Below are 11,903 nucleotides of genomic sequence, written 5' to 3'. Positions count from 1 at the left end.
GGCCGCCGCCCGGCCGTGCGTCGTCCTGGCCGGCCAGGTCAGCGGTCGGGGCGGCGCGAGATGCGTGCCATGGGGGTCGAGTCCGCGTACGCGCTGGTCGACCTCGTGGGGGAGCAGGTCGCCTTCTCCCACCCGTACGACGCGCTCGTCCGCCTGGCAGAGCGGGTCGCCAGGACCTGGACGCGCTGAGCCCCCTGGCCGGCCCCGGTTAGGATGGAATGAAAGCGTCGCCGGCGCGGTTGTCGACGACGTGACCTCGAGCCTCGAGGCCTCACGCAAGCCAACGCAGGGAGACGACATGACGACGGACAGCACCGCCACCCCGGTGGAGATCCAGTCCCAGAAGCCCATCGACGGCGTGCAGCTCAGCGACGGAGCGGCGGCCAAGGTCAAGAGCCTCCTGGAGCAGGAGGGCCGTGACGACCTCGCGCTGCGCATCGCGGTGCAGCCCGGCGGCTGCTCGGGCCTGCGCTACCAGCTCTTCTTCGACGAGCGCACGCTCGACGGCGACGAGATCCGCGACTTCGACGGCGTCAACGTCGTCGTCGACCGCATGAGCCTGCCGTACCTGCACGGCGCCACGATCGACTTCGTCGACACGATCGAGAAGCAGGGCTTCACGATCGACAACCCGAACGCCACGGGCTCGTGCGCGTGCGGCGACAGCTTCCACTGAGCCGCCCCACGCGGCGCGCGTAGCACGCCACCACCGGACGATCCCCTCGGCCGCCCACCTGAGCGCCGGGGGGATCGTCTAGTCTGTGTCGGTGCGCATCGCGGTAGCCGGATCGGTCGCGACCGATCACCTGATGACCTTCGGCGGCAAGTTCGCCGACTCCCTCGTCCCCGACCAGCTCGACAAGATCGCCCTGTCGTTCCTGGTCCAGGACCTCGACATCCGCCGGGGCGGGTGCGGGGCCAACATCGCCTTCGGCCTGGCCCAGCTGGGCCACGCGCCGCGGCTGGTGGCCGCCGTGGGCCGCGACTTCGACGAGTCGGGCTACCTCGGCTGGCTGCAGGACGCCGGCGTCGACTGCGACGCCCTCTACGTCTCCGAGCAGCACACGGCCCGCTGCACCATCACCACGGACGAGTCCCAGGCGCAGATCGTCACCTTCTACGCCGGCGCCATGTCGGACGCGCGCCACATCGACGTCGCCGCCCTGCACGCCGTCGACCCGATCGAGCTGCTGCTCGTCGGCCCGGACGACCCGGACGGCATGGTCCGCCACACCGACACCGCCCGCGAGCTCGGCATCCCGTTCGCCGCGGACCCCTCGCAGCAGCTGGCCTGGGCCGACGGCGACCTCATCCGCCGCCTCGTCGACGGCGCCGCGTACCTGTTCAGCAACGAGTACGAGGACGCCCTCATCCAGCAGAAGACCGGCTGGAGCTCCGACGACGTGCAGGCGCACGTCGGCACCCGCGTGGTCACCCGCGGCAAGGACGGCGTCACCGTCGTGGCCGCCGACGGCGAGGTCGTCGAGGTCAAGGCCATCCCCGGCGTCACCGCCGTCGACCCCACGGGCGTCGGCGACAGCTTCCGCGCCGGGTTCCTGGCCGGCGTCGCCGCGGACCTCTCGCTCGAGCGCAGCGCTCAGGTCGGCTGCACGATCGCCGCCGGCGTCGTGGAGACCAAGGGCACGCAGGAGTACCGCGTGACCCGCGAGGCATTCCTGGGACGCGTGCAGCTCGCCTACGGCGACGCGGCGGCCGACGAGATCGGCGCCGCGCTCCGCCTGCCCTGAGCCCTCCGCGCCCCTCCCGGGTCGGCCGACACAGCCCGACCCGCACCGCAGGGGCCCCGACACCCTGGAGTAGGGTGCTGTTGTCGTCAGCTGTGTCTTGAACAGTCAGAAAGGCGCCACGTGGTTCGCATGAAATGGGCGGTACTCGCCCTCGGAATGGCGGTGCTCGCCGGGTGCTCCCCGCGCGACGAGTCCGACTTGAAGCGCCTGGCGCTGCCGATCGCCGGAAGCGACCGTTCCGACGCGATGTGGAACGTCTGGCTCGGCGCCTGGATCGCCGCCGGCGTCATCGCCGTGATCGTCCTGTTCCTGATCCTGTACCCGACGATCGCCCACCGTCGCCGTCACCCCGACGAGGTGCCGCCGCAGGTGCGCTACAACCTGCCGATCGAGGCGCTCTACACGATCGCGCCGGTCATCATCGTGGCGGTGTTCTTCTACCACACGGTCACCGCGCAGAACGAGATGATCAAGGACGTCGAGAACCCCGACCACACGGTCACGGTCGTCGGCTCCAAGTGGCAGTGGTCGTTCAACTACACCGACGAGCAGGCCGTCTCCGACGACGTGTTCGACCTCGGCACCCCGGAGGACCCGGCCGAGCTGTGGCTCCCGGTCGACGAGTCGGTCCGGTTCGAGCTGCTGTCGCCGGACGTCATCCACTCCTTCTGGGTGCCGGAGTTCTACTTCAAGATGGACGTCGTCCCCGGACGCGAGAACTCCTTCGACCTGACGCCCACCCGTGAGGGCACCTTCACCGGACGCTGCGCCGAGCTGTGCGGCGTCTACCACACGCGCATGATCTTCAAGGTCCACGTCGTCTCCCGCGCCGAGTACGACGCTCACCTCCGCGAGCTGGAGCAGGCGGGTGCCGTCGGCGCCCCCGAGGGTCAGAAGTACGCCGCGGAGATCGCGGGTCTGAGCGACGACGATGCACAGGACGGAGCTGGCAACTGATGGCAACCACCGCAGCCTTCGACGCAGGCGAGACGCGGACCGCCGCGCGCTCGGAGTCGTTCGGCCGCAAGGCCGTGCGGATCATGACGACGACCGATCACAAGCTGATCGGCAACATGTACATGATCACGTCGTTCATCTTCTTCATCATCGGTGGCATCCTCGCCCTGCTGATCCGCGCGAACCTGGCCCAGCCCGGCTCGAAGCTGCTCAGCGACGAGACGTACAACCAGATGTTCACGATGCACGGCACGATCATGCTGCTGATGTTCGCGACGCCGCTGTTCTTCGGCTTCGCCAACGCGATCATGCCGCTGCAGATCGGTGCACCGGACGTCGCGTTCCCGCGCCTCAACATGTTCAGCTACTGGATGTACCTGTTCGGCTCGACGATCGTCGTCTCCGGCTTCTTCGTGCCCGGCGGCGCCGCCAGCTTCGGCTGGTTCGCCTACGCCCCGCTCAGCGACGGCGTGAACAGCCCCGGCGTCGGCGGTGACCTGTGGGTCATGGGCCTGTACATGTCGGGCCTGGGCACCATCCTCGGCGCGGTCAACTTCGTCACGACGATCTTCACCATGCGCGTGCCCGGCATGACGATGTTCCGCATGCCGATCTTCACCTGGAACGTCCTGGTCACCAGCCTCCTGGTGCTCATCGCGTTCCCGATCTTCGGAGCCGCGCTGCTGGCGCTGGGGGCGGACCGCATGTTGGGGGCGAACGTCTTCGACGCCGCGACAGGTGGGCCGATCCTGTGGCAGCACCTGTTCTGGTTCTTCGGCCACCCCGAGGTGTACATCATCGCCCTGCCGTTCTTCGGCATCGCGAGCGAGATCCTGCCGGTCTTCAGCCGCAAGCCGATCTTCGGCTACGTCGGCCTGGTCGGCGCGACGCTGGCCATCGCCGCCCTGTCGGTCGCCGTGTGGGCCCACCACATGTTCGTCACCGGCGCGGTCGACCTGGCGTTCTTCTCCTTCATGACGTTCCTCATCGCCGTCCCGACGGGCGTGAAGTTCTTCAACTGGATCGGCACCATGTGGGGTGGCTCCGTCTCCATGGACACCCCGATCCTGTTCACGCTCGGCTTCATGGTGACCTTCCTCCTGGGCGGCCTGACCGGCGTCATCCTGGCGTCGCCGACGCTGGACTTCCAGCTCTCCGACACCTACTTCGTGGTCGCGCACTTCCACTACGTGGTCTTCGGCACCGTCGTGTTCGCGATGTTCGCCGGCTTCTACTACTGGTGGCCGAAGTGGACCGGCAAGATGCTGGACGAGAAGCTGGGCAAGATCCACTTCTGGCTGCTGTTCATCGGCTTCCACCTGACGTTCCTGGTGCAGCACTGGCTGGGCGTCGAGGGCATGCCGCGTCGCTACGCGGACTACTCGCCGCTGGACGGCTTCACGACGCTCAACGAGATCTCCTCGGTCGGCGCGTTCCTGCTCGGCGCCTCGACGCTGCCCTTCCTGTACAACGTCTGGAAGACGCGCAACGCCCCCATGGTCGGCCTGGACGACCCGTGGGGCTGGGGCCGCTCGCTGGAGTGGGCGACGAGCTCGCCGCCGCCGCGCCACAACTTCGTGTCGCTGCCGCGCATCCGCTCGGAGAGCCCCGCGTTCGACCTGCACCACCCCGACGTGGCCGCCCTTGAGCTGGCGCACAACCCCGGCGAGACCTCGACCATCGCGGACGCCCCGGACGTCGAGGGACGCTCCGAGGCCATCGACCCCGGAAAGGACGGTCGCTGAGCACATGAAGACCGAGGCATGGATCTTCGCCAGCTGTGGCATCTTCTTCCTGCTGATCGCCCCGATCTACTGGTTCCTGACCCAGGAGGTCACCGGCACCACCGCGCTGGTGATGACGTTCTTCCTGTGCGCGCTCGTCGTGTTCTACCTGAGCGTCGTCGCCAAGCAGATCCCGGCGCGTCCTGAGGACCGCCAGGACGGAGAGATCGCGGAAGGGGCCGGCGAGCTCGGCTTCTTCCCGCCGTTCAGCTGGTGGCCGCTGTACGCCGCGCTGGCGTTCAGCACCTGCATGCTGGGCATCATCTTCGGGTGGTGGCTGTTCATCATCGGTGCCGGCTTCGGTGCCGTGGTCGTGTGTGGCTGGGTCTTCGAGTACTACCGAGGCGTCCACGCCCACTGAGCCGTCCGGCTCGTCGACAGGTCCCTTCCCCGTCCGCGGGGGAGGGACCTGTCGCGTCCGCGGCCGTGGCTGCCGGCCACGGCTGGGGTCGCTTCGTACACTGACGCGGTGAGAGTCTCGTCCACGTCCCGCCTGGCCGCCGTCGCGGTGGTCGCCCTGCTCCTGACGTCCGCGTGCCAGCCGTTCGGCGGCGACGACGCGGACGAGCGTCCCGGCGCGTCCTCAAGCGCTGCGGCCGGCTCGTCGGACGTCGAGGGGCCCGCGGTCACCGCGTCGGTCGACGACGGTGCCACCGAGGTCCCGGTCGACACCGTCGTCACCGCCGCGGCGGAGGGCGGCACGGTCGAGAGCGTCCGGCTCAGCGCCACGGTCGACGGGCAGCGCGTCGACGTGCCCGGCACGGTCTCCGACGGGCACTGGCAGGCCGACGCGCTCCTGGAGCCCGGCACCCGCTACCGGCTGCGCACCGTGGCCACGTCGCCCGACGGCGGACGCACCACGGAGGCCCGCAGCTTCACCACGCAGGCGCTGACGCTGGAGCAGCAGACGTACCCGTCGGTCGCGCCGCTGGACGGCGAGACGGTCGGCGTCGGCATGCCCGTCGTGGTCACGTTCGACCTGCCGGTCAAGGACCGCGCGGCCTTCGAGCGGCACATGACGGTGAGCGTCGACGGCCAGGACGTCCCGGGTTCGTGGCACTGGTACAGCGACACCACCGTCCACTACCGGCCCAAGGCGTACTGGCCGGCCCGCTCGACCATCAAGGTCGTGCTGGACGTCAACGGCTTCCCCACGGGCAACGGCACGTACGGGCAGGACTCGCGCACCATCACGTTCCGCACCGGTGCCGCCGTGATCAGCCGCGTCGACGTGCAGCGGCACCGGCTGAGCTACTACGTCGACGGCCGCAAGGTCCGGACGTTCGACGTCACCACCGGCGACGACCGGCACCGCACGCGGCAGGGCACCAAGGTGATCATGGAGAAGTTCTCATCGATCGACATGGACGCCGCCACCACGGGCGTCGACTCGGCCGACCCCGACTACTACAACATCAAGGGCGTGCGCTGGGCGATGCGCCTGACCAACTCGGGGGAGTTCATCCACGCCGCCCCGTGGTCGGTCGGCTCCCAGGGCCGCGACAACGTCAGCCACGGCTGCACCGGCATGAGCATGGCCGACAGCCGCTGGCTGTACGCGCACAGCCGCCGCGGCGACGTCGTGCAGTACGTCAACAGCCCGCGCCGGCTCGAGCCGCAGAACGGCTGGACGGACTGGATCGTCGACTGGGCGACCTGGCAGGAGGGCTCGGCCCTGTAGGCGGCGTGTCCTCGCCTCGGGCTCCGGGGCGACCGGCCGCTTAGGGGATGTGCTCGGGCTCCGGCGGCTGGCTCATGAGCCCACCTGTGCCCATCAGCATCAGCCCGACGATCACGACGAGCCCTCCGCCGATGTCGGTGGGGGCGGGCTCGGTGAGCGCCGCGCACGCCGCCAGGACCGCGTAGCCCAGGGTCGCCAGGACGGTGGCGATCCGGTTGGCCCGGTCGGCGCGCTCGCGGACCTGCAGCAGGCACGCCAGGGGGACCCCTACGCCCGCGACGATCCAGGCCGCTCCCAGGACCTGTGCGGGGCCGGAGAGCCCGACCCCGTCCAGCAGGGCACGGCCCAGGAGAAGCACCCCCAGCACGGCGAGCGAGGCCCGGGCGAGGTTCGGCTGCTCTCGAGCGGAACGCGGGACCGGCATGCGCCCCACGCTACCGGGGCCGCGTCCCCGCGGGACCGGAACGAGGACATGGACGGGGGAGGGGCGGAGCTGCCCGACACCCGCCCGCAACGCGAAGGGCCCCGCTCACCGTGAGGTGAGCGGGGCCCTTGCCGCGACCAGGGCTCAGTGGTCCTTCGGGACGCCGGTCTCGGAGACGCCGGCGAACTGGTCGCCGCGCTCGAGCGGGTGGCCCTGGTGGTGGGCGAAGTGCTCCAGCGCGTGCTCCACGTCGTGCGTGGTCGGCTTGTCGTAGGCACCGCTGTAGTACCAGCGACGCACCTTGTCGCGGCGCTTCGCCTTGCGGCGGGCCTTGCCGGTGAGCTCGACACCGTTCTCGTCCACCAGCGGCGTCTCGGTCAGCTCGGGGAGACGGTCGTGGTTGGTGATCGCGTACTGACGCTCGACCTCCAGCGGGGCGTGACGCTCGCTGTAGGTGCCGTCGGCCGTGCGCTCCAGGACGCCGGTCTCGAAGCCGTGCAGGACGCGCTCGGCGTCCGCACGCTGCAGGCTGACGCAGATGCGCTTGGTGATGATGTACGCCAGGACGGGGAACACGAAGAACCCGATGCGGAACACCCAGGTGATCGCGAAGATGTCCAGGTGGAACTGCGTCGCGATGATGTCGTTGCCGCCCGCGGCCCACAGGACGCCGTACGCGGTGATGCCGGCCGCGCCGAGGGCGGTGCGGGTCGGCGCGTTGCGCGGACGGACGAGCAAGTGGTGCTCACGGTCGTCGCCGGTGATCCAGCGCTCGACGAACGGCCAGGCGGCCAGGATCACGAACAGCGACGTCAGGCCACCGACGGCGGGGATGAAGACGTTCCAGCTCCACGTGTAGTTGAGGACGTTCCACTCCCAGTTGGGCATGATGCGCACCGCGCCCTCGGCGAAGCCCATGTACCAGTCCGGCTGCGAGCCGGCGGTGACCTCGGAGGGGTTGTACGGGCCGTACGCCCAGATCGGGTTGATCTGGATGATGGCGCTCATGAAGGCGGTGAAGCCGAACACGATGAAGAAGAAGCCACCGGCCTTGGCGGCGTACACCGGCAGCACCGGGTAGCCGACGACGTTCTCGTTCGTGCGGCCGGCGCCGGGCCACTGCGTGTGCTTGTGGTAGACGAGCAGCAGCATGTGGGCGGCGATGAGGCCCAGGATCAGCGCGGGGATCAGCAGGATGTGCGCCATGTACAGGCGCGGGATGATCACGTTGCCGGGGAACTCGCCGCCGAACAGGAAGAACTCGATGTACGAGCCGACGATCGGGATCGAGCGGATCAGGCCGTCGACGAAGCGCAGGCCGGTGCCGGACAGCAGGTCGTCGGGCAGCGAGTAGCCGGCGAAGCCCTCGACCAGGCCCAGGCCCAGCAGGCCGACGCCGATGAGCCAGTTGACCTCGCGCGGCTTGCGGTACGCACCCGTGAAGAACACGCGGAGCATGTGGGCCATCATCGCGGCGATGAACAGGTTCGCGGCCCAGTGGTGGATCTGGCGGACCAGCAGGCCGCCGCGGATCTCGAAGGAGATGTCCAGCGTCGAGGCGTAGGCCTGCGACATCTCGATGCCCTGCAGCGGCGCGTACGCGCCGTGGTAGTGCATCTCGGCCATGCTCGGCTGGAACCACAGCGTCAGGAACGTGCCGCTGAGCAGCAGCACGATGAAGCTGTAGAGCGCGATCTCACCGAGGAGGAAGGACCAGTGGTCGGGGAACACCTTGCGGATGAGTCCCTTGCTCAGGGACGCACCGCCGACGCGCTCGTCGATCCACTTGACGGGGCCGGCCGCCTTCTTGGCGAAGCCGGTGTCCTCGACGCGAGGAGTGCTGTCCTCAACGCTCATGCCTGATCACCCTTGTCGAGCTTCTTCTGGTCGCGGTGCAGCTCGGGGTAGCTGGGGGCGACGACGTCGGGGAAGTCGCTCGTGGCGATCAGGTATCCCTCGTCGTCGACCGCGAGCGGGAGCTGCGGCAGCGGACGGTGTGCGGGGCCGAAGATGACCTTGCCGTTGTCGGCCAGGTCGAACGTCGACTGGTGGCAGGGGCACAGCAGGTGGTGCGTCTGCTGCTCCCACAGGGAGATCGGGCACCCGACGTGGGTGCAGATCTTGGAGTAGCACAGGATGCCGTCGACGCCCCAGTTCTCCTTGCCCTTGTCGGGCGAGATGTCCTCGGGACGCATGCGCACGACGATGACGGCGGCCTTGCTCTTGGCCTGGAGGAGCTCGGTGCCCTCGAAGACCCGCTCGCCCTCCTCGTCGGTCTCGTAGAAGACCGCGGGCTCGGCGTTGATCAGCTGTCCGACCTCGACGTCGGACGGACGGATGGGGGCGCCGGAGACGTCGTTGACGACCCGCATGCCCTTCTTCCAGACCGTCTTCCACTGGCTGTGGGGGAGCGGTCCGAGGTCGCGCAGGACGACGATCGCCGGCAGGCCGAGCGCGGCCATGGCGCCGAGCATGCTGCGGCGGATGAGCGGGCGACGGCCGAAGCCGGACTCACGGTTGGCGGCGTTGACCGACTCCATGAACGCGGCGCGGTCCTCGGTCGACGAGGCGACCGGGTGACGCATCTCGACGGCCTCGTGGTCGTCCATGAGCTTCTTGGCCCACTGGACGGCGCCGACGCCGATGAACAGCAGGGCCAGGCCGACCGTGGTGCCGAGCGCGAAGTTCAGCGCCGACCAGCCGAGGAACGTGGCGTCCTTGTCGATCGTGAAGTACGCGACGCAGAAGCCGAGCGAGAGCACGATGGCCAGCAGGAACAGCGTGCTGACCTGGCGCTCGGCGCGCTTGGCCTGCGCGGGGTCGACGTCCGTCGGCCGCGGCTGGTGCGCCGGGAGGCCGGGGTTGTCGATCGGCTCCTGGGCGGGAACCGGGGTGTGCACGTCGTGACTCATGCGCCTGCCTTCTTCTTGCTGCGTGCGCCGTGCGCGCCGATCCAGATCGCGAAGCCGATGAGACCGCCGATGCCGACGATCCAGACGATCATGCCGTCGACCACGGGGCCGAGGCCGCCGCCGCCGAGGCCGCCGTAGTTGGGCTGGTCCTGGACGGTCTTCACGTACGCGATGATGTTGCGCTTGTCCTCGGGGGTGAGGACGTCGTCGGAGAACACGGGCATCTGCTGCGGCCCGGTGACCATGGCCTCGTACAGGTGCGTGGGGGTGACGCCCTCCAGCGAGGGGGCGTAGCGACCGCTGGGCAGCGCGCCACCGGCACCGACCGAGTTGTGGCACGCGGTGCAGTTGGTGCGGAAGAACTCGCCGCCCTCGGCGATGTCCTCGGCCGACGCCGACTGCCAGTCGACGGTCTCGTCGGAGGGGATCTCCGGGCCGGCGCCCAGGCTGGCGACGTAGGCGGCCAGCTGCTCGATCTCCTCGCCGTCGTAGACCGGCTCCTTGCGCGGGGCCTGCGGCGCGAGCTGGGCCATCGGCATGCGGCCGGTGCCGACCTGGAAGTCGACGGCGGCGGCGCCGACGCCCACCAGGGACGGGCCGTAGTTGTTGCCCTCCTTGGTGGTGATGCCCTCACCGTTCTCGCCGTGGCAGCTCGCGCAGCCGACGAGGAAGAGCTCGCGGCCGGCCTCGACCGTCCGCGAGTCGTCAGCGGCCGCGGTGGCGCTCGAGCCGGGCTGGAACGCCGAGTACGTGATGCCGGTGACCAGGAGACCCAGGACCAGGACGAGCGCCCCGGCCAGGGGGTGCCGCCGTCGGGTCGACAGTTTCCGCACGAAGATCCTCATTCCTCACAGGTGCGTCCAGGCTACAGCGCCCGGGCGAAGTCTTTGGTTGGCGCGAAGGGGCTCAGACGATGAGGTAGACCGCGGCGAACAGCGCGATCCAGACCACGTCGACGAAGTGCCAGTAGTAGGAGACGACGATCGCCGAGATCGCCTGCTCGTGCGTGAAGCGACGGGCCATGAACGTACGGCCGATGACGAGCAGGAAGGCGAGCAGACCGCCGATGACGTGGAGGCCGTGGAACCCGGTGGCGAGGTAGAACAGGCTGCCCCACGCGGAGCTCTGGATGGTGATGCCCTCGTGGACGAGCTCGGCGTACTCGGTGGCCTGGCCGGCGATGAAGATCGCGCCCATGACGTAGGTGAGGACGAACCACTCGCGCATGCCCCAGGCGCCGATCTGCAGCAGGCCGCCGGTGCGTCCGGCGCGGCCGCGCTCGGCGGCGAAGACGCCGAACTGGCAGGTCACCGAGGACAGCACCAGGATCGTCGTGTTCGCGCGCGAAGGGGATGTTCAGGTGCGAGTGCTGCTCGGACCACAGGTCCGGCACGACGTTGCGCGTCGTGAACCACGCCGCGAAGAGGGCCGCGAAGAACATGAGCTCGCTGGCCAGCCACACGATCGTGCCGACAGCCACCGCCGAGGGGCGGCCTTCGGTGCCGTGGAGCCGGGACGCTGGGATCGCTGAGGTAGTCGCCACCCCCTCATTATGTACGATCGCTTCGTGAGCGAACGCGACCCCCTGCGTGTGTTGGTCTACAGCGACGACCTCACCGTGCGGGCCCAGGTGATTTCAGCCCTCGGCCCCCGTCCGCACCCCGACCTGCCGCCCTTCGACTTCGTCGAGGTGGCCACCGAGCCGGTCGTCTTCCAGCGTCTCGACGAGGGCGGCATCGACCTCGTCGTGCTGGACGGCGAGGCCGTCCCGGCCGGCGGCATGGGCATCGCCCGGCAGATGAAGGACGAGGTGTTCGGGGCCCCGCCCGTGGTGCTGCTGACCGGACGTCCGCAGGACGCCTGGCTCGCCACGTGGTCGCGCGCCGAGGCGGTCGTGCCGCAGCCGCTGGACCCGGTCCGGCTGGCCGACGCGGTCGTCGAGGTGGCCCGCGGGCTCCTCGCCCGCCGCTGAGCGGCAGACTGTCCGCCATGAACGTCCCCACCTGGCCGCACGTCCTGTCCTCGCTCGTCGCCGGTCGCGACCTGACGACGGCGGAGGCGACCTGGGTGATGGAGGAGATCCTCGGCGGCAACGCCACGCCCGCGCAGATCGCCGGCTTCGCCGTCGCGGTCCGGGCCAAGGGCGAGACCCAGGCCGAGGTGCAGGGCCTGGTCGACGCGATGTACGCCCACGCGGTGCCGCTGAGCGTGCCCGGCCGGGTCGTCGACATCGTCGGCACGGGCGGCGACATGGCCAAGACGGTCAACATCTCCACGACGGCGGCGATCGTCATCGCCGGCGCCGGCGTCCCCGTCGTCAAGCACGGCGGCCGGGCCTCGTCGAGCGCCAGCGGCTCCGCGGACGTGCTCGAGCGCCTCGGCGTGCGGCTCGACATC

The 11,903-nt window shown here is 69.7% G+C and carries 12 protein-coding genes and 2 pseudogenes; 9 read left to right on the top strand and 5 right to left on the bottom strand.

Annotated features, from left to right (window positions below):
- The 7 genes and pseudogenes from AC2W7G_RS03480 to AC2W7G_RS03450 form a co-directional block, all read left to right on the top strand.
- Positions 1–189: pseudogene (locus AC2W7G_RS03480) on the top strand (glycerate kinase); the annotation flags it as partial.
- 109 nt (positions 190–298) lie between these two features.
- Positions 299–676, top strand: a complete 378-nt coding sequence (erpA, locus tag AC2W7G_RS03475; protein ID WP_485867213.1) for an iron-sulfur cluster insertion protein ErpA — start codon at positions 299–301, stop codon at positions 674–676.
- A 133-nt stretch (positions 677–809) separates the two neighbouring features.
- Entirely contained in the window at positions 810–1,748 is a 939-nt protein-coding gene (locus AC2W7G_RS03470; RefSeq protein ID WP_485867212.1) for a carbohydrate kinase family protein, read from the top strand.
- Positions 1,749–1,877: 129 nt separating this feature from the next.
- Positions 1,878–2,705, top strand: a complete 828-nt coding sequence (gene ctaC / locus AC2W7G_RS03465) for an aa3-type cytochrome oxidase subunit II (RefSeq protein ID WP_485867211.1) — start codon at positions 1,878–1,880, stop codon at positions 2,703–2,705.
- A complete protein-coding gene (gene ctaD / locus AC2W7G_RS03460; protein WP_485867210.1) occupies positions 2,705–4,450 on the top strand; it encodes an aa3-type cytochrome oxidase subunit I in 1,746 nt (581 codons plus the stop codon). The genes ctaC and ctaD overlap by 1 nt, the downstream gene beginning before the upstream one ends.
- A 4-nt stretch (positions 4,451–4,454) precedes the next feature.
- Positions 4,455–4,850, top strand: a complete 396-nt coding sequence (locus AC2W7G_RS03455; RefSeq protein ID WP_485867209.1) for a cytochrome c oxidase subunit 4 — start codon at positions 4,455–4,457, stop codon at positions 4,848–4,850.
- Between the two features lie 108 nt (positions 4,851–4,958).
- Entirely contained in the window at positions 4,959–6,170 is a 1,212-nt protein-coding gene (locus tag AC2W7G_RS03450) for a L,D-transpeptidase (protein ID WP_485867208.1), read from the top strand.
- A gap of 40 nt (positions 6,171–6,210) precedes the next feature.
- Here AC2W7G_RS03450 and AC2W7G_RS03445 read toward each other — a convergent pair whose 3' ends face one another.
- From AC2W7G_RS03445 to ctaE, 5 genes are all read right to left on the bottom strand, one after another.
- Positions 6,211–6,594 carry a hypothetical protein gene (locus tag AC2W7G_RS03445; RefSeq protein WP_485867207.1) on the bottom strand — a complete coding sequence of 128 codons (384 nt, stop codon included), beginning with the start codon at positions 6,592–6,594 and terminating at the stop codon, positions 6,211–6,213.
- A 144-nt stretch (positions 6,595–6,738) separates the two neighbouring features.
- The gene (qcrB, locus tag AC2W7G_RS03440; protein ID WP_485867206.1) at positions 6,739–8,451 is read right to left on the bottom strand and encodes a cytochrome bc1 complex cytochrome b subunit; all 1,713 of its coding nucleotides are present in this window, start codon (positions 8,449–8,451) and stop codon (positions 6,739–6,741) included.
- Positions 8,448–9,506 carry a cytochrome bc1 complex Rieske iron-sulfur subunit gene (gene qcrA, locus AC2W7G_RS03435; protein ID WP_485867205.1) on the bottom strand — a complete coding sequence of 353 codons (1,059 nt, stop codon included), beginning with the start codon at positions 9,504–9,506 and terminating at the stop codon, positions 8,448–8,450. The genes qcrB and qcrA overlap by 4 nt, the downstream gene beginning before the upstream one ends.
- Positions 9,503–10,345, bottom strand: coding sequence for a cytochrome bc1 complex diheme cytochrome c subunit (gene qcrC / locus AC2W7G_RS03430; RefSeq protein WP_485867214.1), 843 nt, complete (start codon positions 10,343–10,345; stop codon positions 9,503–9,505). The genes qcrA and qcrC overlap by 4 nt, the downstream gene beginning before the upstream one ends.
- Before the next feature lie 67 nt (positions 10,346–10,412).
- Positions 10,413–10,829, bottom strand: a complete 417-nt coding sequence (gene ctaE / locus AC2W7G_RS03425) for an aa3-type cytochrome oxidase subunit III (RefSeq protein WP_485867204.1) — start codon at positions 10,827–10,829, stop codon at positions 10,413–10,415.
- A gap of 244 nt (positions 10,830–11,073) precedes the next feature.
- Between ctaE and AC2W7G_RS03420 the strand changes: the two genes are divergently transcribed.
- Together AC2W7G_RS03420 and AC2W7G_RS03415 are read left to right on the top strand one after the other, a co-directional pair.
- Positions 11,074–11,478: a hypothetical protein gene (locus tag AC2W7G_RS03420; protein ID WP_485867203.1), complete on the top strand. Its 405-nt coding sequence runs from the start codon at positions 11,074–11,076 to the stop codon at positions 11,476–11,478.
- Positions 11,479–11,495: 17 nt separating this feature from the next.
- Positions 11,496–11,903: pseudogene (locus AC2W7G_RS03415) on the top strand (anthranilate phosphoribosyltransferase); the annotation flags it as partial.

The organism is Aeromicrobium sp. PFPM2_SD2 (assembly GCF_057364525.1).
Note: the sequence above shows the minus strand (reverse complement) of the source record. Positions and strands in the feature narration are given on the sequence as shown.

What these genes read in the sequence shown, in the direction of transcription:
- AC2W7G_RS03455 (WP_485867209.1), top strand. Translation starts at nt 4,455, where the DNA reads ATGAAGACCGAGGCATGGATCTTCGCCAGCTGTGGCATCTTCTTCCTG.
- qcrA (WP_485867205.1), bottom strand. Translation starts at nt 9,506, where the DNA reads ATGAGTCACGACGTGCACACCCCGGTTCCCGCCCAGGAGCCGATCGAC.
- qcrB (WP_485867206.1), bottom strand. Translation starts at nt 8,451, where the DNA reads ATGAGCGTTGAGGACAGCACTCCTCGCGTCGAGGACACCGGCTTCGCC.
- erpA (WP_485867213.1), top strand. Translation starts at nt 299, where the DNA reads ATGACGACGGACAGCACCGCCACCCCGGTGGAGATCCAGTCCCAGAAG.
- AC2W7G_RS03470 (WP_485867212.1), top strand. Translation starts at nt 810, where the DNA reads ATGACCTTCGGCGGCAAGTTCGCCGACTCCCTCGTCCCCGACCAGCTC.
- ctaD (WP_485867210.1), top strand. Translation starts at nt 2,705, where the DNA reads ATGGCAACCACCGCAGCCTTCGACGCAGGCGAGACGCGGACCGCCGCG.
- AC2W7G_RS03445 (WP_485867207.1), bottom strand. Translation starts at nt 6,594, where the DNA reads ATGCCGGTCCCGCGTTCCGCTCGAGAGCAGCCGAACCTCGCCCGGGCC.
- ctaC (WP_485867211.1), top strand. Translation starts at nt 1,878, where the DNA reads ATGAAATGGGCGGTACTCGCCCTCGGAATGGCGGTGCTCGCCGGGTGC.